This window comes from Paracoccus alkenifer, from assembly GCF_900108405.1.
Lineage (GTDB): Bacteria > Pseudomonadota > Alphaproteobacteria > Rhodobacterales > Rhodobacteraceae > Paracoccus > Paracoccus alkenifer.
In genome coordinates, this window is the sequence record NZ_FNXG01000001.1 from 187,507 (window position 1) to 209,578 (window position 22,072).

The window sequence follows — 22,072 nt, forward strand, 5'->3', positions numbered from 1 at the left end:
GCCCCACCGCTTCTTCATCACCCAAATATCCCGGGGGTCCGGGGGCCGGCCCCCGGTCCCGCCCCAGCCGACAACGCGACCCAGATGCCCAGCACCCAGATCGAACACCGCTACCCCTGCGACAACTGCGGCGCGACGCTGGAATTCGCGCCCGGACAGGATGCGCTGGTCTGCCCCTATTGCGGCCATGTCCAGACGATCGCGCCCGACACCCGGCCGCCGGAACTCCCGACCTCCGGCGGCGCGATCCAGTGGAACGCAGGGCACAAGGCCCCGGGGCTGGACGAGATCCCGCTTGCCCGCGGGCTCAGCCTCGACGATGCCAGCGACCTGACCGAAACCCTGCGCACGCTATCCTGCCCCAATTGCGGCGCCAAAATCGAGCAACTCGGCACAAGCCACGCCAGCACCTGCCCTTTCTGCGCCACCCCGGTCGTCACCGACACCGGCACCACCCGGCTGATCAAGCCGCAGGCGGTGCTGCCCTTTGTCCTGTCCGAAACCCAGGCCCGCGCCGCGCTGGACAGCTGGCTCAAGGGGCTGTGGTTCGCGCCGAACGGGCTGGTGCAATACGCCCGCCGGGGGCGGCGGATGCAGGGGGTGTATTCGCCCTTCTGGACCTTCGACGCCGACACGCAGACCCGCTATCGCGGCCAGCGCGGCGACCATTATTACGAAACCGTCCATGTCACCCGCAGGGTCAACGGGCGCAACCAGCAGGTGGCGCAGCAGGTCCGGCGCACCCGCTGGACCCCGCGCTCGGGCCATGTCGCGCGGTCCTTCGACGATGTGCTGGTGCTGGCCTCGACCGCGCTGCCGCGCCGCTTCACCGATGCGCTGGCGCCGTGGGAGCTGTCGCATCTCGCGACCTACGATCCGCGCTATCTGTCGGGATTTTCGGCCGAGGGCTATACCGTCCCCCTTGCTGACGGCCATCAGGTCGCGCGGCAGGAAATGGCCTCGGTCATCGCCATGGACATCCGCCGCGACATAGGCGGCGACGTGCAGCGCATAGATGCCGTCGACACAAGCCATAGCGCCGAGACCTTCAAGCACATCCTGCTGCCGGTCTGGCTGGCGGCCTATAAATACAACGGCAAAAGCTATCGTTTCATCGTCAACGGGCAGTCGGGGCGGGTGCAGGGCGACCGCCCGTGGTCGATGTGGAAAATCGCGCTGGCGGTGCTGGCGGCGCTGCTGGCCGGGGCGATGCTGATGCTGCTGAGCGAGAGCAGCGGCAGCTTCGACCTTGGCGCCGCACCGGCCGCCGCCCCGGCACCGGCGATCACCGCCGCCGCGCCCGCGCCACCCCCGACCCTCGCATGAGCGTGCTGTGCATGGGCGAGGCGCTGGTCGATCTGGTCCCGCAGCCGGACGGCAGCATCCGCCCGCAACCCGGAGGCGGCGCCTGGAACACCGCGCTGACGCTTGGCCGGCTGGGGGTGGCCACCAGCCTTGCCTGGCCGATCTCGCGCGACGCTTATGGGGCGCTGCTGCTGGCGCCGCTGGCCGCGGCCGGGGTCGAGACCTCGCTTTGCCCCCGCAGCAACCGCCCCACCGCGCTGGCAAGAATCGACCTGAACTCTGGCGATGCAACCTATCGTTTTGACGACGAAAATTCTGCCGGGCGGATATTCCTGCCTGCGCAATTGCCGCCGCTGCCGACGGACTGCCGGGCGCTGGTGATCGGCGGCATCAGCCTGGCCGCCGAGCCCTGCGGCAGCACCGTCGAGCAATTCGCCACCGACGCCTCCCGCCGGGGCATCCCGCTGATATTTGACCTGAATATCCGCCCACAAGCCATTCAGGACAAGACAGAATACCGCGCACGGCTTGATCGCCTGCTTACCCTGTCGCATCTGGTGAAGCTCTCGGCCGAGGATGCCGCCTGGCTCGCCCCCGACACCGCGCCGGACGAAACCGCCGCCCGGATCCTCGCCCTCGGCCCGCGCATCGTGGTGCTGACCCGCGGCGCCCAGGGCGCGATGGCCATGACCCGGCGCCACCGCCTCCACGCGGCCGCCGTCCCGGCCACGGTGGCCGACAGCATCGGCGCCGGCGACAGCTTCAACGCCGCCTTTCTCGCCAGCCTCTTGCACGGCGACGCCCTCGATTCCCCCGACAGCGCCGCACTCACCGCCGCCCTCACCCTCGCCACGACGGCGGCAGCGATCACCGTCTCGCGCCCCGGCGCCGATCCGCCTTGGGCCGACGAACTCTAACCCGGATTCGGGCGGTTCCAAATATCCCGGGGCTTCGGAGCGCCCGGAAAACGCGCCAGTGGCGCGTTTTCAGCGAAGAAGGCCACGGCAGTGGTCGCGCTTGCGCGACGGGGGCAGCGCCCCCTCTGCAAAAGACTTGGGGGCGCAGCCCCCTCCGCCCTGAAAGCGCCGCCTATTCCAGCCGTGCCGCGGCGCGATCCAGCCGCGCCGCCGCCTCGGCGATCTCGTCGTCGGTGATGTTCAGCGGCGGCAGCAGCCGCACCACATTGTCGGCCGCCGGCACCGTCAGCAAATGCTCGGCATAAGCCGCCTCGACCAGCTCCGACGGCGCCACCTTGCAATGCAGCCCCAGCAGCAGCCCCATCCCCCGCACCTCGTCAAAGACCTCGGGGTGGGCGGCGACAAGCCCTTCGAGCCGCTGGCGCAGCAGCGCGGATTTGCGGGCGACCTCGGCCAGGAACGCATCGTCTGCGACGATCTCCATCACCCGCGCGCCGACCGCGCAGGCCAGCGGGTTGCCGCCATAGGTGGACCCGTGGCTGCCCGCGACCATGCCCGCGGCCGCGGCCTCGGTCGCCAGCACTGCGCCCAGCGGAAAGCCGCCGCCGATGCCCTTGGCCACCATCATGATATCGGGGGCGATCCCGGCCCATTCATGCGCGAACAGCCGCCCCGTGCGGCCCATGCCGCTTTGCACCTCGTCCAGCACCAGCAGCGCGCCGGCCCGGTCGCACAGCTCACGGATGCGGCGCAGGCCCTCGTCGGGCAGCACGCGGATGCCGCCCTCGCCCTGAACCGGTTCCAGCATCACCGCGGCGGTGCTGTCGGAAATCGCGGCCTCCAGCGCGGCCATGTCGCCCCAGGGCAGCACCCGAAACCCCGGCATCAGCGGCCCGTAGCCGGCAGTCATCTTTTCCGACCCGGCGGCGGCGATGGCGCCGGTCGAACGGCCGTGGAACGCGCCCTCAAAGGTCAGGATCTCGATCCGCTCGGGCTGGCCCTTGCTGTGCCAGTATTTGCGCACCATCTTGATCGCCAGCTCGGCGGCCTCGGTGCCCGAGTTGGTCAGGAACACCGTGTCGGCAAAGGTCTTGTCCACCAGCATCTCGGCCAGCCGCTGCTGCTCGGGGATCTGGTAGAGGTTCGAGACATGCCAGATCCGCCCGGCCTGCGCGGTCAGCGCCGCCACCAGATCGGGGTTGGCGTGCCCCAGCGCATTGACCGCGATGCCCGCGCCCAGGTCCAGGTATCGCGTGCCGTCCGCGGCGATGGCCCAAGCGCCCTCGCCGCGGTCAAAGGCGATGGGCGCGCGGTTATAGGTCGGCAGGACGGCGTCGATCATGGGTCTGTCCCTCTGGTCGGAAAGCAGGAGTTTCTGGGCACGCGACAAAGGCCACCCGCCGCGCGAGGCGCGCGGCGCACGGGGTCCGTCAGCGTCGCAGACAGGGGCGAATCACCGTCATGGACGCAGCGTTACCAAGCCGGCCCGCGGCGTTCAACGCCCCCTGTCGCGCCTCAGGGTTTCATCCGATAGCCGATGCGCAGCCACCACCACGCCAGCAGGTTGACCGCCAGCACCGAAACCACGCTGACCGCCAGCCCGCGCAGCACCGGCGCGTCGCCGACCCCGGCAAAACCATGGCGCGCCCCGTCGATCAAGTAGAAGATCGGGTTCCAGTGCGACAGGGCGCGGAACGGCTCGGGCAGGGCCTGCACGGAATAAAAGGTGCCCGACAGGAACGACAGCGGCGTGACCACGAAATTGGTCAGCGTGGCCATCTGGTCGAATTTCTGCGCGATGATCCCGCCCAGGATGCCCAAGCCCCCCAGCAGCAGCGCCCCCAGCACGATATAAACCAGCGCCAGCAGCGGATGCGCCGGCCCGTGCCCCACCACCAGCGCCAGCCCGGCCGAGATCGCCGCCGCCACCATCAGCGCCCGCACCAGGCTGCCCGCCAGATAGCCCGCAAGTATCTCGGCCGCCGACAGCGGCGGCATCAGCGTGTCGATGATGTTGCCCTGCATCTTGGCCGAAATCAGCGAGGAAGAGCTGTTGGCGAATCCGTTCTGGATCACCGTCATCATCAGGATGCCGGGGCCGATGAACTCGACAAAGGGCAGGCCCATCACCTCGCCCCGCCCGCGCCCCAAGGCGACGACGAACACCACCACGAACAACCCCGCGGTGATCAGCGGCGCCAGCACCGTCTGCTGCCACACGGTCATGAAGCGGCGGATTTCCCGCGCCGCCAGCGTCGCCGTGCCCAGCCAGTTGATCCGGCCAAAACGGCGGTCGGGCATCCGCCCATAGTCGGGGGCATCGGTCGGGGGCATCGCGGGTTCCTTTTGCGGGGGTTCGGTTTGCAGGGGTTCGGGCGCCAGCATAACCGGCCCGACCGCCGTGGACGAGGGGGGCGCCCGCGCGGTCGCGATCAGCGTCGATTTCCCGCCCGGACCTTGATTCCCGGCGGCCGGGCGCGTAACTCAGACCATCCGCCCCCAAACCCTTTGGGACGACCTTCTGCCCGTGGAGAAACCGCCATGTCCTGGACCGACGATCGCGTCGAGACGCTGAAACGCCTTTGGACCGAAGGCCAGTCGGCCAGCCAGATCGCCAAGGAGCTGGGCGGCGTCACCCGCAACGCGGTCATCGGCAAGGTCCACCGGCTGGGCCTGTCCAACCGCGCCGAGGCCGAGGAACCCGCCAAGCCCGCCGCCGCAGCCGCGCCGGAATCCGCACGCCCCGCCGCCGCCGCCCCCCGGGCCGAGCCCGCCCGCGCGCAGCCCGCCCGCGAAGCCGCCGCGCCCAAGGAACCGGCGGCGCAGCAGCCCGCCGCCCGCGCCACGCCCGCACCCGCGCAAGCCCCGACCGCCGCCGCCCCCGCCCCCGAACAGGCCGCCGAACCCGCGCCCCCGCCGCAGCCGGTGTTCACCCCGCGCCGCCCGATCGTGCCCGCCGGCCAGCCGCTGCCCCCGCAACCCTCGGCCAACGAGATCTCGCCCGAGGCGCTGGCCTCGGTGCGCGAGGTCGAAAAGACCTCGCTGAAACTGTCGCTGATGGAGCTGACCGAGCGCACCTGCAAATGGCCCATCGGCGACCCCGCAACCGACAAGTTCTGGTTCTGCGGCCTGCCCAGCCAGCCCGGCAAACCCTATTGCGAGGCCCATGTCGGCGTCGCATTCCAACCGATGAGCGCCCGCCGCGACCGCCGGCGCTGACGGCCCCCGGCGCCCGGCGTCGCAGGGGCGAACGGGAAATACCCTGGCGCGACCCAAGGCGGATTCACCGAATCTTCATCCTTGCGTGCGATGAGACAGGGGCGGCACGGACGGAACGTCCGGCGCCGCTTTGGATCAAGGCGCTTTTTGGTCCTGCCCGGCTTCATTGCCGGATGATCCGGGGCGCCCGTTTCGCGGGGGGTATGATGGGCGAAATTCCGGGCCTGCGGGCCGACTCTGCGGGGTGCGCCATGGGCAGTTGAACAGGGCTGCGGTCCGGGCCGTTCCGACCACCACCCTTTCCCTGCGCGGCGCATGGGGGTAAGAGCCGGTCATCCAAAGGACGACACCATGCCCAAGACGCGCTCGCGCCATCTCATCACCTCGGCACTGCCCTATATCAACGGGATCAAGCACCTGGGGAATCTTGTCGGCAGCCAGCTGCCGGCTGATCTGTTCGCCCGCTATCAGCGCGGCCGCGGCAACGAGGTCATGTTCGTCTGCGCCACCGACGAACACGGCACCCCGGCCGAGCTGGCCGCCGCCAAGGCCGGGCAGAAGGTCGCGGATTTCTGCGCCCGGATGCACGACACTCAGGCCGACATCGCGCGCCGCTTTGGGCTGAGCTTTGATCATTTCGGGCGCTCGTCCAGCCCGCAGAACCACCAGCTGACCCAGCATTTCGCCGGCAAGCTGGCCGAGCACGGGCTGATCGCCGAGGTCAGCGAGCGTCAGGTCTATTCGCTGGCCGACGGACGTTTCCTGCCCGACCGCTATATCGAGGGCACCTGCCCCAACTGCGGCTATGACAAGGCCCGCGGCGACCAGTGCGAAAACTGCACCAAGCAGCTGGACCCGACCGATCTGATCGACCCGCGCAGCGCCATTTCCGGCTCGACCGATCTTGAGGTGCGCGAGACCAAGCACCTGTTCCTGCGCCAGTCCGCCATGCGCGAAAAACTGTCGGAATGGATCGACAGCAAGGCCGACTGGCCGGTGCTGACCACCTCGATCGCCAAGAAATGGCTCAATGACGGCGACGGGTTGCAGGACCGCGGCATCACCCGCGATCTCGACTGGGGTATCCCGGTGAAAAAGGGCGACCAGCCCTGGCCGGGGATGGAGGGCAAGGTCTTTTACGTCTGGTTCGACGCGCCCATCGAGTATATCGCCGCCACCGCCGAATGGGCCGAGGCGCGGGGCGAGCCCGAGGCATGGCGCCGCTGGTGGCGGCTGGACGAGGGCGCGGGCGACGTGCGCTACACCCAGTTCATGGGCAAGGACAACGTGCCCTTTCACACGCTGTCCTTTCCGGCCACGATCATCGGCTCGGGCGAGCCGTGGAAGCTGGTCGATTACATCAAGTCCTTCAACTACCTGACCTATGACGGCGGGCAGTTTTCCACCTCGCAGGGGCGCGGCGTGTTCCAGGACCAGGCGTTGCAGGTGCTGCCGGCGGATTACTGGCGCTGGTGGCTGCTCAGCCACGCACCCGAGGGGTCGGACGCCGAGTTCACATGGGAAAACTTCCAGATCTCGGTGAACAAGGATCTGGCCGATGTGCTGGGCAATTTCGTCAGCCGCATCACCAAGTTCTGCCGCTCGAAGTTCGGCGAGACCGTCCCCGAGGGCGGCGATTACGGCCCCGAGGAAACCGCGCTGATCGCCGCGCTGGCCACCCGCATCCGCGCCTATGAGGGCTTCATGGAGGCGATGGAGGTCCGCAAATCCGCCAATGAACTGCGCGCGATCTGGGCTTTGGGCAACGAATACCTGCAAGCGGCGGCGCCTTGGGCGGCCTTCAAGACCGACCCCGAACGCGCGGCGATGCAGGTGCGGCTGGGGCTGAACCTGATCCGGCTTTATGCGGTGCTTTCGGCCCCCTTCATCCCCTTTGCCGCCGATTCCATGTTGCAGGCGATGCGCAGCGACGACCGCGGCTGGCCCGACGACGTGGGGGCGGCGCTGCAAACCCTGCCCCCCGGCCATGGTTTCGACACCCCCGAGGTGCTGTTTGCCAAGATCAGCGACGAAAGCCGCGAGGAATGGCAGGAAAGATTTCAGGGCGTGCGCGCGTGATGCCGGCGCCGCCGGCCCGTCGCCACGTTTGGCGCAGGCTGGATGCCGGTTTCCCCGGTCTGGACCCCCGGCCCGCATGGCGGCGGGCGGCGGGTCGTGCCAGGCTGGGGGTTGTTGCATCCTGACGGGGGACCGATGACCCATTGTATCCTGATCGGCGCGCCGGTGGACAGCGGCCAGCAGCGGCCCGGCTGCCTCATGGGGCCGGCGGCCTATCGCGTGGCCCGCATCGCCGAGGTGCTGAAGGCGCTTGGCCATACGGTCGAGGACCGGGGCGACGTGGCGCCGGGGCCGTTGGGTCAGGAAAGCTGCGCGAACCCGGCCGTGCATTCCCTGCCCGAGACGCTGGGCTGGACCCGGGCGCTGGCCGATGCCAGCGCGCGGGCGATGGCGGACGGGCTGCCGATCTTTCTGGGGGGCGACCACTCGCTGTCCTTGGGCAGTATCCACGGGGTCGCGGCCCATGCGGCGGCAGCGGGGCGGCCGCTGTTCGTGCTGTGGCTGGACGCGCATTCCGACATCCACACGCTCGCCTCGACCGAAAGCGGCAATCTGCATGGCACGCCGCTGGCCTATCTGGCCGGGCGGCCGGGGTTCGCGCCGTTTCCGCCCTTTCCCGCCCCGGTCCCCGAGGCAAACATCTGCCTGTTCGGCATCCGCAGCGTCGATCCGGCCGAACATGCGGCGCTTGAGGAAACGGAAATCACCGTCAACGACATGCGCGTGCTGGACGAACAGGGTTTTGCCGCGCCGATGCGGGATTTCCTGAACCGGGTGCAGGCGGCGGGGGGGATGCTGCATGTCAGCCTCGACGTGGATTTCCTGGACCCCTCGGTCGCGCCGGCGGTGGGGACCACCGTGCCGGGCGGCGCCACGTTCCGCGAGGCGCATCTGGTCTGCGAGCTGATCCACGAAAGCGGGCTGATGTGTTCGCTGGATCTGGTCGAGCTGAACCCGTTTCTGGACGACCGCGGGCGCACGGCGCGGATGATGGTCGATCTGGTCGGCAGCCTGATGGGGCGCAAGGTCTTTGACCGGCCGACGCGGGCGGGATAGCGGGCGGGGATCACGGGGACGGGGATCAGGGGGGACGGGGATCAGGGGGCGGGGCAAAGGGGGGCTGCGCGCCCCCCGCCCTTCGGGCCCCCCCGCGGGATATTTTCGTGATGAAGAAACCCGCAAGATTGCGGCGGTTGGGGGGTTGACCCCGCCCGGCGCTGGCGGTGAAGTGCCGCGATCATGTGCAAGCCCTTGCCGACCGCGCGCGCGCCCCGAAGTTCCGTCCCGACGCCCCCGCGTGCCAAGGCGCGGTGACAGCATCCGGCGCCGCCAGACACCGGAACAGACAGGACGTTGAAAGATGCCGAGTTTTCTAGACATTCACACCACGCCGCGTGATGATCTGCGCGCGATCATCGACAATGCGCGCAGCATGAAAGAGGCGCGGGGTGGCTGTTCGCGCGGCACGCCTGACGCCGAGCAACCGCTGGCGAACCGCATGGTGGCGCTGATCTTTGAAAAACCCTCGACCCGGACGCGGGTCAGTTTCGATCTGGGCGTGCGGCAGATGGGCGGGCAGACCATGGTGCTGTCGGGGCAGGAAATGCAGCTGGGCCATGGCGAAACCATCGCCGACACCGCCCGCGTGCTGTCGCGCTATGTCGATCTGATCATGATCCGCACGTTCGAGGAAGCGACGTTGCAAGAGATGGCGGAATACGCCAGCGTTCCGGTGATCAACGGGCTGACCAACCGCACCCACCCCTGCCAGATCATGGCCGACGTGCTGACGTATGAGGAACACCGCGGCCCGATCAAGGGGCGCAAGGTGGTGTGGTCGGGCGACGGCAACAACGTCTGCGCCAGCCTGATTCAGGCTGCCGGCCAGTTCGGTTTCGATTTCACCTTTACCGGCCCCAAGCCGCTGGACCCCGAGGCCGAGTGGCTCGACTTTGCCCGCGCCCAGGGGGTTCAGGCCGTGATCGAGCGCGACCCGGCAAAGGCGGTCGAGGGCGCCGATCTGGTGGTCACCGACACCTGGGTTTCGATGCACGACCCGCAATCGGCCAAGGAACGCCGCCACAACCAGCTGCGCGCCTATCAGGTCAACGCGGCGCTGATGGCGCGGGCCAAGCCGGATGCGCTGTTCATGCATTGCCTGCCCGCGCATCGCGAGGACGAGGTGACATCCGAGGTGATGGACGGCCCGCATTCCGTGGTCTGGGACGAGGCCGAAAACCGCCTGCACGCGCAAAAGGCAGTGATGCGCTGGTGTCTGGGGGTCTGATCTTCAGCGCGCCAGCGCCCAGACCTTGCGCATCAGCCCCGGCAGCGTTGTCGGGTCGAAATCCGCCCGCGGCAGCAGCAGCCCGCGGTTGATCCCCTGCGGCGGGCCGGCAAGCACGGTCAGATGCAGCTCGAAATGGGTGAAGATGTGGCGGACCTCGCCCAGTTCCCGCCACGGGCCGGCGGCGGGGGGCGGGTGCTCGGTCCCGTCCCAGCCGGTCGAGGGGAAGGCCAGCGTGCCCCCCAGCAGCCCCTTGGCCGGACGGCGTTCGACCAGCACATGGCCCGCGTCCAGCGCCAGCCAGGCGGTGCCAAGCCGCAGCGGCCGCGGCGGTTTCGGGGATTTGCGCGGCAGCTCGGCGGCAAGCCCAAGCGCGCGGGCGTGGCACAGGTCGTTCAGCGGGCAGAGCGCGCAGGCGGGGTTGCGCGGGGTGCAGATGGTCGCGCCCAGATCCATCATCGCTTGCGCGAAATCGCCGGGGCGGCGGTCGGGGGTCAGGGTCTCGGCCAGCGCCACCAGTTCCGGCTTGGCCGCGGGCATCGGGGTTTTAACCGCAAACAGCCGCGCCACCACCCGCTCCACGTTGCCATCGACCACGGTTTCCGCGCGGTCAAAGGCGATCGCGGCGATCGCGGCCGAGGTATAGGGGCCGATCCCCGGCAGCGCCGCCAGCGCCTGCCGCGTGTCGGGAAACCCGCCCATCGCCGCCACCTGCCGCGCGCAGGCCAGCAGGTTGCGGGCGCGGGCATAGTAACCCAGCCCCGCCCATTCCCCCATCACCTGCGTATCCTCGGCCGCGGCCAGTGCCTGCACATCGGGCCACAGCGTGGTGAAACGCTCGAAATACCCGCGCACCGCGGCGACGGTGGTCTGTTGCAGCATCACCTCGGACAGCCAGACGCGGTAAGGGTCCATCGGCGGGCTGCCGGGCGGCGCGCGCCACGGCAGCACGCGGGCGTGGCGGTCATACCAGCCCAACAGCCGCGGTGCGACGCTGGCGCGCACGGGGGTTTCACGCAAGTTTGCCCGGTTGTTCATCGCGCCGGTCTGGCATCCCCGGCGCGTCCGGTCCAGAGTAAGCCGTCCACAAGCTGCAAGGCCGATGACCGTCACGCCCAAGCCTCCACCCCCGCCCAAGGGCCGCAAGCGCAAGCCTGCGGGCGCGGATGATGCGCCGCCCCGCCGCCGGATGCGCGGGTTCGAGCCGGCGGCGGTGCTGATCGCGCCGCAGCTGCGCCGCAGCGCCGAATCGCGCGGCTTTGCGGTGGCGCGGCTGCTGACCGACTGGCCCGAGATCGTCGGCGCGCAGACCGCCGCCCATACCCGCCCGGTCAAGGTCAGCCACAGCCGCACCCAGGGGCTGGGCGCGACCCTGACCATCCTGACCGACGGCGCCCATGCGCCGCTGGTGCAGATGGAGCTGCCCCGCATCCGCGACCGCGTGAACGCGGTCTACGGGTTCAACGCCATCGCCCGCGTCACCGTCACCCAGACTGCCGCACAGGGGTTCGCCGAGGGGCAGGCCCAGTTCGTCGGCGCCCCCGCGACACCCGTCACGCGCCCGGCGCCCGCCGACGCGCTGGCTGCGGCCGAGGCCGTGGCCGCCCGCTTTGCCGACCCGAAACTTGCCGATTCGATGCGGCGGATGGCCCTTGCCCGTGCGGCACGGGCGGCGGCGCGCTGACAGGCAGAATTCCCGAAAAACCCAACGAAAGGCCAGACATGACCCTGATCCGCCGCCTTGCCCCGGCCGCAGCCATCGGCGCGCTTGCCGCCGCATTCTGCGTGCCGGCCACCGCGCAGACCGCCACCCCCGAGCCGGCCCCGACCGCCACCGCCGAGGCCGCCGCCCCGCAGATCCTGCCCGACCTGTGGCTGGGGGCCGAGGACGCGCCGGTCGAGTTCATCGAATACGCCAGCTTCACCTGCTCGCATTGCGCCGATTTCCACAACAACGTCTTTCCGCGGCTCAAGGCCGAATATATCGACACCGGCAAGGTCCGCTTTGCGCAGCGCGACGTCTATTTCGACGACGTGGGGCTGTGGGCCGGGATTTTGGCCCGCTGCGGCGACGATTCCAAATTCTATCCGGTCGCCGGGATGCTGTTTGAAAGCCAGCGCGACTGGCTGTCGGCCAAGAATGGCGAGGATCTGGCCGCGAACCTGCGCAAGATCGGCGCCAAGGCCGGCTATTCGGTCGAGCAGATGGACGCCTGCTGGTCGGACGAATCCAAGGTGCAGGATCTGGTCGCCACGTTCCAGCAGAACGCGGTTGCCGACAAGATCGAGGGCACGCCCACCTTCATCGTCAACGGCGAAACCGTCCGCAACCAGCCGTGGGAACAGCTCAAGGCCACGCTGGACGAGAAGCTGGCGGCCGCGCAGTAATCAGCGCTCCATTGAAAGGGTCGCCTGCTGGGCGGCCCTTTTCGTCAAAGCAGCCGGTCGAGCGCGGCATCCAGCGCCGCCGGATCGTCCAGCCGCAGCCGCACCGGCAGGGTCAGCACCTTGGGGCGAAAGCCGCGCGGCAGGCGGGCCGCGTCCTTTTCGGTGGTGACCAGCTGCGCCCCCAGCAGCCGCGATTCGGTTTCCAGCCGCGTCAGCAGCTGGCGGGAAAACCTCTGGTGGTCGGCCAGCGCCTCGGCCCGGACCACATCGGCGCCAAGACCGCGCAGCGTGGCAAAGAATTTTTCCGGGTGGCCGATCCCGGCAAAGGCCAGCGCCCGCAGCCCCTGCCAGTCCATCCCGGTTTCCAGCGGCTGCAAGCTGCCTGTCAGCCTCGGCACCGGCAGCGCGGGCCAGCGGGCGGAAAACGCCGCCTGCGCATCGGGGCCGCCGATGGTCAGCACCATGTCGGCGCGGGCGAGCCCCCGCGCGACAGGTTCGCGCAGCGGCCCCGCCGGGATGCACAGCCCGTTGCCCCAGCCGCGCGCGGCATCCGCCACCACCAGCGCCAGATCATGCGCGAGCGCCGGATCCTGAAACCCGTCGTCCAGCAGGATCGCCCCGGCACCGGCCGCGACCGCCGCGCGGGCGCCCGCCACCCGGTCGCGCGCCACCACCACCGGCGCAAACGCCGACAGCAGCAGCGGCTCATCCCCCACCTGCGCGGCGGTGTGGTTGCGTTCATCGACCAGCACCGGGCCGGTCTCGGTCCCGCCATGGCCGCGGCTGACCACATGGGCGGCAATGCCGCGGGCGGACAGACGCTCGATCAGCGCGATCACCGTGGGCGTCTTGCCGGTGCCGCCGGCATTGAGATTGCCCACGCAGATCACCGGCACCCCCACCCTCGCCCGCCCGCCCCGCGCCAGCCGGCGCGCGGTGGCGGCGGCGTAAAGCGCGCCCAGCGGTTGCAGGGCGCGCGCCGGCAGTCCAGGCGGGCGGTTCCAGAATGCGGGGGCGCCGAGGTTCAGGGGCATTGGCAGCTTTCTTGCAGGTCCGACAGCACCGCCTCGGCGATGCGGCGGGTGATTTCGGCGCCTTCGGTCGCGACCTGCCACGCGGCGCGGGCAAGGCGGGCGGCGGTGTCCGGCTCGCCCAGCTCTTCGATCACGCGCGGCAGGGCCAGCGGGCCGCGGATCAGCCGGGCGCCGCCGGCGCGGTCCAGCGCCTGCCAATACGCGGCGTGATCGCCGGGCAGAGGCCCGTGGACGATGGCGGTGCCCAGCCCCGCCGGCTCGAACGGGTGGCGCGGCGCGGATCCGGCGTCGCCGATCAGTGTGCCGCCGGCATAGGTGACCGAGGCCAGCCGATACCACAGCCCCAGCTCGGCGCTGTCCTCGGCCAGCAGCACCTGCGTGTCGGGGCCAGGGTCGCTGTCCTCGATCCGCGCGACGCTCAGGCCGCGCTCGGCCAGCGCGGCGGCGATGGGATCGGCGTCCTCGGGCCGGGCGGGGGCAATGATCAGCAGCGCGCGGTGGCGGACGGACAGCAGCCCTTCGTGCGCCGCCATCACCGCGGTCAGTTCCCTGATCGGCAGCGCCGCGGCCAGCCACACCGGGCGGTCGCGCATGAACGGGCGCAGCGCCGCCAGCTCGTGCGGATTGCAGGGCAGCGGCGGCAGGATCGGCAGCGAGGTGCCCAGAACCTCGACCCGAAGCGGCGCGATGCCCTCGCGCAGGGCGGCCTCTCGGGCCGGGGGGTCGGGCACGAGCACGCGGCTGAGCCGCACCAGCGGCCCCCTCCGCCCGCCACGCCAGACCCGGCGCGCCATCGCCGCGGCCAGTCCCGCGCCGTCGGTGGCCAGCGTCACCGGCACCGCCGCATCCTCGCAAGCGGCGATCAGCGCCGAGGGCAGCATCCCGTTGGTCAGCAGCACCGCGCCGGGCGCCGCGACCTCCAGCAGCCGCCGCGCCGCCTGCGGGTCGGCCGGCGGCTCGGGCAGCACCATGGGGACGGGGCGCGCACCGGGTTCCACCGCGACCGGCCCCAGGGCGCCGACCCGCAGCCCGGGGCAAAGCCGCCGCAGCGCCGCCGCAACCGGACCCGCATCGTTGCCCGCGATCAGGACCAAAGGCCCGTCGCCCGGCGGGACCACCGGCGCCCCCCCGGCCGGATCGTTGCGCGGCATGCGGCCTTGCAACCAGTTGGCAATCTCTCCGAGCCCGGCCATCAGCCGTGACCCGGGGCGGGCATTGGCAAAGCGGGGCAAAGGTGGCTGCGGGACATGGCGGACTCGGGCGGGTGATACCTTTCCGAGATAGCCCGACCGGCCTGTGGAACCAAGGGCCGCGCGAGGCAAGGGGCAAAGGATAAAATGCCGGCTATTCCCCGGTTGCGGCAAGAGGCGCGGGCTGGCATGAAGCGGTTACGGCCAGAACGGCCGGAACAGATTTCGCATCGCGTGTGGTGGACTGGGGTTACCGGGGCACGCGGGGGACGAAGGGTTCCGGACGTCATGCCGGAACCCTTCGTTTTCATTCGGCCTCGGGGCGTTCGCGTCTTGAAACCGGGGCAGCGAAGCCTTAGCCAAAGCCAGTCGCCGCGGGCGTGGCGGAATGGTAGACGCATGGGACTTAAACTCCCTGGGGCAGCTGCCCGTGCGGGTTCAAGTCCCGCCGCCCGCACCATTTCACCATTTGGACGTAAATTATCCCTTAAGTATCTGAAAGGGAATGAAAATTTAGGGGTTCCATACACCCCATTTTGCCCATATCTAAGAGGCTCGGCGAAGGCCAGCCGAAGCACTGTTCAGCGCATCAGATAGTCACCTTTTTCATATATATTCCAAGGACTTGACAGAAATCTTAGGGCGAGTTCAATACAATCCTCCAGCCGTCCCTTTGGCGGCACCATATTTTCGATGCGTTCGTTCAGCAAAAGGCGGTCACGCTCCAGCTTGTCAATTTTGGCTTCATACGCGCTGATGACAGTAGGGCTGGATGCTTCCACGAGCCTGTCCAACAGGCAATCAATCTGGCGCTGCACATCGCCGATCTGGCGCGTGAGTTCCGCGCGCTGATCCGTGGCGCTGGCGAAGCGCATATCCCAAGCATCGCGCAGCATGACTTTGGTCAGGTCAAAGAGTTCACGCGCGGGCTGTAAACCCTTGATGATTTCTGCGAACGTATCTTCCAGCTTGGCACGAGGTACAGATTTTCCCTTGACCTCGCAGCCGCGTGTTTCGCAGCGATAATAAGCATAGTGCTTATACCTGCCCTTTGACCATGCAGCAGTCATCGCCCGTCCGCAGCAGTCACACAACACGAAGCCGCGTAGCGGGAAATCTTCATGGAAATCCTTGCGCGCGGCAGGACGATACTTGCGCCCCTCAAGATTTTCTTGAATTCGCTGATATGTTTCAAAGCTGATGATAGGTGGATGCTTGCCCTTGCGCAGCGAAACGCCCCATTTCGGCGCTTCGACATAGCCCGCATAGACGGCTTTCTTGAGAAAGCGGGTAACTGTCATCGACCTGATAGTGCCGTCAGGGCGATCCTTGGGAAAATAAGGGCTGCGTTCAAGAAATCGCTGCACCTCGGCTTGTGTAGAAAAATGCCCGCAAGCGTAGCCTTCTAAAGCTTCGCGCACTACGGGCGCTAAAACTTCATCAAGTACGAGGATTTTCCCGCCCGAAGGCGCTGCAATATATTTATATCCGATAGGCGCGCGGAACACCCAAAAACCGTTCTCAACACGGGCTTGCATCTTCTGCACGACTTGGCGACTATTTTGTTCCCGCTCAAGTTCGCCTTGGGCTGCAATAACCGTTTCAATGAATTTGCCTTCTGGCGTATCTTCAAGTCTAAAATTTAAACATTCGATTGTCGCGCCGCGCCGCGCAAACTCACGGCGCAGTTTCAAATGAAATTCGGTGTCGCGCGCAAAGCGTTTCAGATCATCAAAGATCACGGTATAAGATTTACCACGCTGCGCATCCAGATAGCTTAGCAGCGCCACCATGCCGGGGCGGCGCATGAAGTCACCGCCGCCGCTAACGTTATCAGGGAACACGGCCTCCACCTCGTAGCCGTGTTCTTTTGCATAGGCGCGGCAGCGTTGCTCCTGACTTTCAAGGCCGCTACCGTCCACGGTCTGCCTGATCGAAGAAACGCGGCAGTATATGATAGCTGTTCCTTTGCTAGTTGTTTGATTTTCTGTCATTTTGCATCCTTTCTGACCAGCCTTACGGGCTGAAATCATCGGTATTCTTGCTATCGGTCGGCTTGCCTGATTTTACCGCATCGAAAGCGCCTTTTGCAGAGTCACAGCCGATTTTCGCATTTTTTCCACAGGCATCTTGCAAGGGATGAACGCCGAAGCCCAACTCGACACAGGATACCACGATCATCCAGAGTGCTTGCAAAAATTCAGCCTTTTGCGCCTCGGTCATATTCGCCCCGTCAAGGTAAGCTTGATAGCGCTCCACATCGACTGTCAGCGTAGGCTTGTTGGATGCAAGGTGGCACTTGTGGTTGCTATTTCTGTGTCCCGCGACTGTAAAATCGTCCTTCATCTCTATCTCCACTTTTATTTTACCACCATACATTGTTTTTACGCAAATATTTGGATTTGCGTGGATGTGCTGTAATTGACCTGATCTATGCGTTATGGTGATTCTTTCGGTGGCTTACGACTTTATTTTTCATATTTCAGGTGACTGCCTTACAACTCATCATTGAGCGCATTCCGTATCCTTTCATTTCTTTCCTTATAGATTTTCCGAAGTATTGATATTTCGTCCTCGTACATCCTGTAGATTTCCGAGTTCAGCCACACTTCAGCCTGCCTGATGGCATCACACAGCAATTCAGAAGCGAACTCTTCAACATCATCATGTCCCCAGAATGCCGCGACCTTTTGAAGCGCCTTCCCATGCTCCTCGCCCAAATCGAGCGTGTAGAAAAATTCGCTCATTTCCAGACCCTTTCGATTACTTTGTTCCAATCCAGCGGCAGCAGCGTCACAAGCTTGCAGCGCTCGCCATCGCCCGGCCTTTCGACACGGCGGCCTTGAATGCCGTAATACGAACACCATGAGGCCGAGCGGCACGTGCCGATGCCGCGCGTGGCGTGACTACATCCGTAGTCCCAGCCGACATGCGGCGTGCCGATGAAGGACACGAAGCCCGTAGCGCCTGCCAGCATCACCGCCGCCGCGCCGAGCGGCAGCGCTTTCACTGCCCGCGTGATAGACAGGCGCAGCCGCTCCATAAAGCTATCCGGGCGCTTGGGTGGCTTGCCACCGACGACGCTAACCTGATATTTTTTCATGATTCTTGCCTCATTATTCAGGGGTTGCGTTGTAACCGAGCCGGATCAGCGGCTCTTCTTGCGGGTAATCGCCTTCCACCGGGTTGGGGGTTGCCCACCCCGCCCAAGGCGCGATGAACCAAAACGGCACACGCTGGCCGAGGATCGGCTTCATGCCCTTGAGCAGCAAAAGCTGTTGGGTGGGTGCCATCTTGGCGATTTCTTCTGCCCGCATGAGCGGCTGGCCGGATTCAGACAGGCTTTCGCCGATGTCATCGGTTTCAGAGCGGCCAAGGTTGAGATTGAGGGTTTTGACGGTCTTCTGGCCAAGCGCTCTGGACAGCGACTGTGCCAGTTCATCGCTGTTGACCGCGAAAAACTGGCGTACTTCGGCCTGCGACTGCACCGTTTTGGCAGTATGCTGTCCGTAGATGCGGGTAATCTCGGCCAGTTCCTGCACGACCATCCAGACCCGCACGCCAAGACCGGGCAGAGCGGTCAGGCTTTCTGCCAATCCCGACAACTTGCCCAGATTGGCAAACTCATCCAGCAGGAACAGCACCTCACCACGTTCCGGCGCACGCGATACTGCCGTAATGGCTTGATTGACGATCAAGCCCAGCACCGCGCCATGCGAAGCGATGCGATCCGGCGGAAAGGCCAGATACAGGCTAGTCGCGCCTGCCTTCAGATCGGCAAGGGCGATATCCGAGCCGCTAACCGCATCGGCAAGGAAGCTGCCCGGCTCGAAGATTGATAGCCGCTGGACGGCACCTGCCCGAAAATCCCCGAACAGATCGGGGTTATCCTGCATCTGGTGCGCCAGATCATCGGCCAGATCGGCCAGCACGCCGCCCAGAGACTCTTCTCGCTGCATGGCGGTGATGGTGCGCTCAAGGCGCAGAGGGTTGGCAATGATGCGCCAGAGTTCCGGCAAGGTACAGCGCTGCGGTGTGCAAAGCGCCAGATAGAGCAGTACCGCGCGCATGATGCCGCGCGAGCCTTCCCGGAAATACTGGTTCCGTGTATCTTCCGGTTCCGGGTAGAGTTGCATGACCACCGCCTTGACCTCGTCGGTCAGGCCGCGCTGCGCAGCCGGATCACCCGCCATGGCAATCAGGATTTCCAGAGGATTGATCCGGTGCCGGGGCAGGCCATGCAGCCCCCACGGATTGAACACCGCAACATCCTGCCCGAAGCGCTCTTGGCGGTGACGAGCGGTGACCGCCGCCAGTTCACCCTTGGGATCGGTGACGATCACCGAGCCTTGGTAGTGCAGCAGGTTGGGGATGACAAAGCCGATGCCCTTACCCTGCCGGGCTGGCGCACAGGTCAGAAGATGTGCCTTACCGGAATAGAACAGGGGCTGGCCGTCCATCAGGCCGAGATACAGCCCCGCTGGATCGCAAAGCCCGGCAGCCTCGCATTCTTCCAGCGTGGCAAAGGATGCCTGCCCGAAAATGCCTGAAACCTGCTCACTTTCCTTGCGCTTCCGGCGTTGTCGCCATGCCCGCAAGTATCCACCGACACCTTCAAGGATGGCTGCGCCGCCCATCAGCTTGAAGAACCCGGTATAGAGATCGGTTGCGGCATCCGGCGTGCCGCCCATGATGTGCGGGAAGTAGCTCGCGACCGCGAAAAGCGACACGCCAAGAAAAAGCGCCCCTGTGGGCGATCCGTTGTTGGATGCGTTGCCAGCCATCTTGTCTCCCCTTCGCGGTTGACCTGCGTTCACGTGCTGGCTTCTTATTGCTAGGCAAAAGAGGGGTTTGTCTTGGACACAAGCTGGACACGGCGGCGATGACGGGAAGGCAGGCAAGCTATACCGACGACGAGCGCGAGCGCCTGCGCAAAGCGCTGGCCGATCACGCAGGGCATTATTCGTTAAGCGCGCAGCAGCTTGCCGACCGGATCGCGGAAGGCACCAATTACGCGATCAGCCTTGATGCAGGTAGAAAGCGCGTGGAGCGCTTCCTCAAAAGCAGCCATCGCCAGACTGATGATTTTATCGGTGCGGTGGCAGCCTATCTTGGCAGCGTGCCACCGCCAGATATCGAGCAGAGCGCAGCGATGCTGGTGCATTTTTTTACGCGCCGTGTCCGGCAGGATGATGGAATCGAAAACCTGATCGGACGCTACCGCGTCTATGCCAGTACCGACAGGCGGGCGCATGGGCATGTGGGATTTCGGGAAATCATGGTGATGAACCAATGGGCGGATTTCACCGCAGCTCCGATCAAGCCGATGATATCGCGCGTTCCCTATGCGGTGATCGACATGAAACCCATGCCCAAGGAAAAAGCCTTGCTGGTGTCCGAAGCCATCATCAATTTCCATGTTGACCCCGAGATTGAAGATTTTCCAGACGTGCAACCGCGCGATCAAGATGCCGGGGTCATCGTGGCCTTTGGTTACTCGGATCGAAATGTGCCGCGTTACCTCATGGCAACCCGCACCATTCTGGAAACGCGGCTGTATCGCTTATACAAGGTTTCCGATGATCCGCTGACCTTGCGCGGTGAACTGAACTTCAACGGCGCAACCGGACGACCGCACAACGCCACCCATTCCAACCCCCTGCATCCCGATTACGAGGTGGAATTGGTGCGGATCGAGGATGAACAGGACGGCGCAGCACATAGAGGATTCCCCGCCGCCGAAGGATAGGCTATCATGCCTGCATGAAAGTTCTGTTCGTCTGCACCGCCAACAAACTGCGCAGCCCCACCGCCGAGGATGTCTTCAAGGATTATCCGGGCGTCAAGGCTGTGTCCGCTGGCACCGATGCCGAGGCACCGCGCCCGCTAACCAAGGAACTGGTTGCCAGCGCCGATCTGATTTTCGCGATGGAACCCCACCACCGTGACCGCATCCGCAAGAAGTACAAGCAGCGGCCTGCCGATGCCCGCATCATCACCCTGCACATCCCCGATGAATATGAACGCGGCGACCCCGCACTGGTCGCGCTGCTGAAAGAGAAGGTAGAGCCGAGGCTGGTAGGATCATCAACTATTCCATAAATTTTAATGGGTAGTAATTCCCTTCTATTGGCTCTCCGGTTTGATCGTCTATTAGAACTGCAAGTATTCTCTCTGACATTGTGGGGTTAAGAAATTTGGCAATACCTAAGGGAATAACTTTGCTGTATTCTTTCTTGAAGCTGCCAGCAACAACAATCTTCATTCTGCAATCACTAATCGAATATTCGAACCAATCCAAAGGGTAGGGAAATTCTTTATTATAAAAAATAATCACCTCATCCCTATCATTAACCGCAAGCTCAATCTTGATTTTGTCAACATCTATTATTGCGCTCGATGAACGAAATTTTTGAGCCATTTCGAGCAGAGTGCTATGCATAGATGCTACTCTTTCGTTAATTGTATCAACCTTATTTTCAATTGCCCCGATACCCCGTAACGCCTCTATCATTAGGTGCGGTTGAAGTTTCTCGAAGTAGCTTTCATTTTCAATTGCGGCTTCGAGCGCTGTCCTAATGACAGCCGCTGCGTAGTCTTTGACGATTTGAGAGCCATTTGCGCCGAAGATGCTTGGCTCACACTCTGCTACTTTGCGAAATATGATCTCAGTCGCCGCGACAGGAAACCCTTGAGGGCTGCGGGCACTCTCTGCTAGCGAGCGCCGATCCAGAAAACACGTGGCAAGGGCACGCTCCATTGCCTGATCGGCGGATTCTAGGTCAGTGCTGATATGCCAACGTTCGGCACTGGCGTACTGTTCTAGTCCGTCGCGAATCCTTGTACGAATAGCTGCAAGCACCTTCTCTGACTCCGGTCCGTGCCTTCGCATCGCTCCAAACACAGCCGTTGCAAGGCCTGCACCTCCGACTGCTACACCAACGGCAGCTTCCAACCCGCCGCCGAATGCGAGCCATCCACATGCCGTCGCCAGTGCCGTTGCTCGATCTACACAATTCTCAAAGAGTTCCATGAGGCAACCATACTAGCTGATCTACGCTAATGGCTACAGAAGACTGTCACTGCCCATGCAATGGCTGGTGCGCCACAACTTGCCCTTGTATACAAAGCCCTGTCGAAGCCGAAAGGCGATACCGCAAGATGTGTTTTGTAGTACAAAACCATCTTGGCAAGGGGGCTACTGCGTACCCCCGTTGCATCCCCCAAGCCGTGGCTCTGTCAGGGGATTGACCCCATGCCAGAACCAGAAGACCGTATCGCCGGTCAACCACTCGCAGGGCTTGGAGAACTCCCTCTCCACCTGCACCGAACCATGGATCATGAGGCTATCGCGCCCCCTGAACCCCACTCGCAAGGAGACTTCGCTCTCCCTGCACCCATCGACTTGGCGGGCGTTCCTGCCCCCAAGACCCCAGACCATGCCATGGAGGCCAAGGACAAGAGCGCATCGCCGCTACCCTTCCTTGGAACCTTCCCCACCGACCAAAGGGCGTGCCACACCCCTTGGAGCCCCGACCAACCGTCCGCCGGTTGGATACCGCCAGCGCATCGGCGCTGAACCCGATCAAGGGGCTGCCACACCCATTGAAGCCCCCTTGTTGTGTCTGGCCAACACACCCCCAATCTGCTGTT

21 protein-coding genes and 1 tRNA gene are annotated in these 22,072 nt (G+C 65.3%); 11 read left to right on the plus strand and 11 right to left on the minus strand.

Annotated elements, in window-relative coordinates; translation table 11 throughout:
* The first annotated feature begins 84 nt into the window (after positions 1 to 84).
* A complete protein-coding gene (locus BLW83_RS00930; protein ID WP_245728560.1) occupies positions 85 to 1,326 on the plus strand; it encodes a TFIIB-type zinc ribbon-containing protein in 1,242 nt (413 codons plus the stop codon).
* Positions 1,323 to 2,222 (plus strand): carbohydrate kinase family protein, encoded by a 900-nt coding sequence (locus BLW83_RS00935; protein WP_090844553.1) that lies wholly within the window; start codon positions 1,323 to 1,325, stop codon positions 2,220 to 2,222. Before BLW83_RS00930 ends, BLW83_RS00935 begins: the two co-directional genes overlap by 4 nt.
* A gap of 172 nt (positions 2,223 to 2,394) precedes the next feature.
* Here the strand turns inward: BLW83_RS00935 and BLW83_RS00940 are convergent, their stop codons facing one another.
* Both BLW83_RS00940 and BLW83_RS00945 read right to left on the minus strand, forming a co-directional pair.
* Complete coding sequence (locus BLW83_RS00940) at positions 2,395 to 3,564, minus strand: aspartate aminotransferase family protein (protein ID WP_090844556.1); 1,170 nt, start codon at positions 3,562 to 3,564, stop codon at positions 2,395 to 2,397.
* 173 nt (positions 3,565 to 3,737) lie between these two features.
* Positions 3,738 to 4,556, minus strand: coding sequence for an ABC transporter permease (locus tag BLW83_RS00945; RefSeq protein WP_245728561.1), 819 nt, complete (start codon positions 4,554 to 4,556; stop codon positions 3,738 to 3,740).
* Between the two features lie 207 nt (positions 4,557 to 4,763).
* Here BLW83_RS00945 and BLW83_RS00950 point away from each other — a divergent pair, with 207 nt between their 5' ends.
* The 4 genes from BLW83_RS00950 to argF all read left to right on the plus strand — a co-directional run bounded on the left by BLW83_RS00950 (position 4,764) and on the right by argF (position 9,807).
* Complete coding sequence (locus BLW83_RS00950; RefSeq protein WP_090844559.1) at positions 4,764 to 5,441, plus strand: GcrA family cell cycle regulator; 678 nt, start codon at positions 4,764 to 4,766, stop codon at positions 5,439 to 5,441.
* A 351-nt stretch (positions 5,442 to 5,792) separates the two neighbouring features.
* Complete coding sequence (gene metG / locus BLW83_RS00955) at positions 5,793 to 7,520, plus strand: methionine--tRNA ligase (protein ID WP_090844562.1); 1,728 nt, start codon at positions 5,793 to 5,795, stop codon at positions 7,518 to 7,520.
* Between the two features lie 135 nt (positions 7,521 to 7,655).
* Positions 7,656 to 8,576 carry an arginase gene (gene rocF, locus BLW83_RS00960; RefSeq protein WP_090844565.1) on the plus strand — a complete coding sequence of 307 codons (921 nt, stop codon included), beginning with the start codon at positions 7,656 to 7,658 and terminating at the stop codon, positions 8,574 to 8,576.
* 304 nt (positions 8,577 to 8,880) lie between these two features.
* A complete protein-coding gene (argF, locus tag BLW83_RS00965; protein ID WP_090844568.1) occupies positions 8,881 to 9,807 on the plus strand; it encodes an ornithine carbamoyltransferase in 927 nt (308 codons plus the stop codon).
* Between the two features lie 3 nt (positions 9,808 to 9,810).
* On the opposite strand, the gene BLW83_RS00970 is transcribed toward argF, so the two are convergent.
* Positions 9,811 to 10,845 carry an A/G-specific adenine glycosylase gene (locus BLW83_RS00970; protein WP_090844571.1) on the minus strand — a complete coding sequence of 345 codons (1,035 nt, stop codon included), beginning with the start codon at positions 10,843 to 10,845 and terminating at the stop codon, positions 9,811 to 9,813.
* A gap of 64 nt (positions 10,846 to 10,909) precedes the next feature.
* Here BLW83_RS00970 and BLW83_RS00975 point away from each other — a divergent pair, with 64 nt between their 5' ends.
* Together BLW83_RS00975 and BLW83_RS00980 are read left to right on the plus strand one after the other, a co-directional pair.
* Positions 10,910 to 11,491 carry a DUF721 domain-containing protein gene (locus tag BLW83_RS00975; protein WP_425433920.1) on the plus strand — a complete coding sequence of 194 codons (582 nt, stop codon included), beginning with the start codon at positions 10,910 to 10,912 and terminating at the stop codon, positions 11,489 to 11,491.
* Between the two features lie 38 nt (positions 11,492 to 11,529).
* A complete protein-coding gene (locus BLW83_RS00980) occupies positions 11,530 to 12,195 on the plus strand; it encodes a DsbA family protein (RefSeq protein WP_090844573.1) in 666 nt (221 codons plus the stop codon).
* 44 nt (positions 12,196 to 12,239) lie between these two features.
* Here the strand turns inward: BLW83_RS00980 and lpxK are convergent, their stop codons facing one another.
* Together lpxK and BLW83_RS00990 are read right to left on the minus strand one after the other, a co-directional pair.
* The gene (lpxK, locus tag BLW83_RS00985) at positions 12,240 to 13,229 is read right to left on the minus strand and encodes a tetraacyldisaccharide 4'-kinase (RefSeq protein ID WP_090844576.1); all 990 of its coding nucleotides are present in this window, start codon (positions 13,227 to 13,229) and stop codon (positions 12,240 to 12,242) included.
* Positions 13,220 to 14,380 carry a 3-deoxy-D-manno-octulosonic acid transferase gene (locus BLW83_RS00990; protein ID WP_090844579.1) on the minus strand — a complete coding sequence of 387 codons (1,161 nt, stop codon included), beginning with the start codon at positions 14,378 to 14,380 and terminating at the stop codon, positions 13,220 to 13,222. The genes lpxK and BLW83_RS00990 overlap by 10 nt, the downstream gene beginning before the upstream one ends.
* A 413-nt stretch (positions 14,381 to 14,793) precedes the next feature.
* On the opposite strand from BLW83_RS00990, the gene BLW83_RS00995 reads away from it, so the two are divergent.
* Positions 14,794 to 14,879 (plus strand) — tRNA-Leu (locus BLW83_RS00995).
* A 121-nt stretch (positions 14,880 to 15,000) separates the two neighbouring features.
* Here BLW83_RS00995 and BLW83_RS01000 read toward each other — a convergent pair.
* From BLW83_RS01000 to BLW83_RS01015, 5 genes are all read right to left on the minus strand, one after another.
* Positions 15,001 to 16,413 (minus strand): recombinase family protein, encoded by a 1,413-nt coding sequence (locus BLW83_RS01000; protein WP_245728562.1) that lies wholly within the window; start codon positions 16,411 to 16,413, stop codon positions 15,001 to 15,003.
* 22 nt (positions 16,414 to 16,435) lie between these two features.
* Positions 16,436 to 16,765, minus strand: coding sequence for a hypothetical protein (locus BLW83_RS15345; protein ID WP_143042700.1), 330 nt, complete (start codon positions 16,763 to 16,765; stop codon positions 16,436 to 16,438).
* Between the two features lie 149 nt (positions 16,766 to 16,914).
* On the minus strand, positions 16,915 to 17,166 hold the full coding sequence (locus BLW83_RS01005) for a hypothetical protein (protein WP_090844582.1): 252 nt from the start codon (positions 17,164 to 17,166) through the stop codon (positions 16,915 to 16,917).
* The gene (locus BLW83_RS01010) at positions 17,163 to 17,522 is read right to left on the minus strand and encodes a hypothetical protein (RefSeq protein ID WP_143042701.1); all 360 of its coding nucleotides are present in this window, start codon (positions 17,520 to 17,522) and stop codon (positions 17,163 to 17,165) included. Before BLW83_RS01010 ends, BLW83_RS01005 begins: the two co-directional genes overlap by 4 nt.
* Before the next feature lie 13 nt (positions 17,523 to 17,535).
* Positions 17,536 to 19,203: a type IV secretory system conjugative DNA transfer family protein gene (locus BLW83_RS01015; RefSeq protein WP_090844588.1), complete on the minus strand. Its 1,668-nt coding sequence runs from the start codon at positions 19,201 to 19,203 to the stop codon at positions 17,536 to 17,538.
* A gap of 98 nt (positions 19,204 to 19,301) precedes the next feature.
* On the opposite strand from BLW83_RS01015, the gene BLW83_RS01020 reads away from it, so the two are divergent.
* Positions 19,302 to 20,168, plus strand: coding sequence for a hypothetical protein (locus BLW83_RS01020; protein ID WP_090844592.1), 867 nt, complete (start codon positions 19,302 to 19,304; stop codon positions 20,166 to 20,168).
* A 14-nt stretch (positions 20,169 to 20,182) separates the two neighbouring features.
* Positions 20,183 to 20,521, plus strand: a complete 339-nt coding sequence (locus BLW83_RS01025) for a low molecular weight protein tyrosine phosphatase family protein (RefSeq protein WP_090844595.1) — start codon at positions 20,183 to 20,185, stop codon at positions 20,519 to 20,521.
* On the opposite strand, the gene BLW83_RS15350 is transcribed toward BLW83_RS01025, so the two are convergent.
* Entirely contained in the window at positions 20,511 to 21,452 is a 942-nt protein-coding gene (locus BLW83_RS15350; RefSeq protein WP_143042702.1) for a hypothetical protein, read from the minus strand. The two genes, BLW83_RS01025 and BLW83_RS15350, sit on opposite strands and share 11 nt — an antisense overlap.
* Between the last annotated feature and the right edge of the window lie 620 nt (positions 21,453 to 22,072).

Bases quoted from the DNA above. Each gene is read 5' to 3' on its own strand.
- BLW83_RS00930 (WP_245728560.1), top strand. From the start codon at position 85: ATGCCCAGCACCCAGATCGAACACCGCTACCCCTGCGACAACTGCGGC.
- BLW83_RS00935 (WP_090844553.1), top strand. From the start codon at position 1,323: ATGAGCGTGCTGTGCATGGGCGAGGCGCTGGTCGATCTGGTCCCGCAG.
- BLW83_RS00940 (WP_090844556.1), bottom strand. From the start codon at position 3,564: ATGATCGACGCCGTCCTGCCGACCTATAACCGCGCGCCCATCGCCTTT.
- BLW83_RS00945 (WP_245728561.1), bottom strand. From the start codon at position 4,556: ATGCCCCCGACCGATGCCCCCGACTATGGGCGGATGCCCGACCGCCGT.
- BLW83_RS00950 (WP_090844559.1), top strand. From the start codon at position 4,764: ATGTCCTGGACCGACGATCGCGTCGAGACGCTGAAACGCCTTTGGACC.
- metG (WP_090844562.1), top strand. From the start codon at position 5,793: ATGCCCAAGACGCGCTCGCGCCATCTCATCACCTCGGCACTGCCCTAT.
- rocF (WP_090844565.1), top strand. From the start codon at position 7,656: ATGACCCATTGTATCCTGATCGGCGCGCCGGTGGACAGCGGCCAGCAG.
- argF (WP_090844568.1), top strand. From the start codon at position 8,881: ATGCCGAGTTTTCTAGACATTCACACCACGCCGCGTGATGATCTGCGC.
- BLW83_RS00970 (WP_090844571.1), bottom strand. From the start codon at position 10,845: ATGAACAACCGGGCAAACTTGCGTGAAACCCCCGTGCGCGCCAGCGTC.
- BLW83_RS00975 (WP_425433920.1), top strand. From the start codon at position 10,910: ATGACCGTCACGCCCAAGCCTCCACCCCCGCCCAAGGGCCGCAAGCGC.
- BLW83_RS00980 (WP_090844573.1), top strand. From the start codon at position 11,530: ATGACCCTGATCCGCCGCCTTGCCCCGGCCGCAGCCATCGGCGCGCTT.
- lpxK (WP_090844576.1), bottom strand. From the start codon at position 13,229: ATGCCCCTGAACCTCGGCGCCCCCGCATTCTGGAACCGCCCGCCTGGA.
- BLW83_RS00990 (WP_090844579.1), bottom strand. From the start codon at position 14,380: ATGCCGCGCAACGATCCGGCCGGGGGGGCGCCGGTGGTCCCGCCGGGC.
- BLW83_RS01000 (WP_245728562.1), bottom strand. From the start codon at position 16,413: ATGACAGAAAATCAAACAACTAGCAAAGGAACAGCTATCATATACTGC.
- BLW83_RS15345 (WP_143042700.1), bottom strand. From the start codon at position 16,765: ATGAAGGACGATTTTACAGTCGCGGGACACAGAAATAGCAACCACAAG.
- BLW83_RS01005 (WP_090844582.1), bottom strand. From the start codon at position 17,166: ATGAGCGAATTTTTCTACACGCTCGATTTGGGCGAGGAGCATGGGAAG.
- BLW83_RS01010 (WP_143042701.1), bottom strand. From the start codon at position 17,522: ATGAAAAAATATCAGGTTAGCGTCGTCGGTGGCAAGCCACCCAAGCGC.
- BLW83_RS01015 (WP_090844588.1), bottom strand. From the start codon at position 19,203: ATGGCTGGCAACGCATCCAACAACGGATCGCCCACAGGGGCGCTTTTT.
- BLW83_RS01020 (WP_090844592.1), top strand. From the start codon at position 19,302: ATGACGGGAAGGCAGGCAAGCTATACCGACGACGAGCGCGAGCGCCTG.
- BLW83_RS01025 (WP_090844595.1), top strand. From the start codon at position 20,183: ATGAAAGTTCTGTTCGTCTGCACCGCCAACAAACTGCGCAGCCCCACC.
- BLW83_RS15350 (WP_143042702.1), bottom strand. From the start codon at position 21,452: ATGGAACTCTTTGAGAATTGTGTAGATCGAGCAACGGCACTGGCGACG.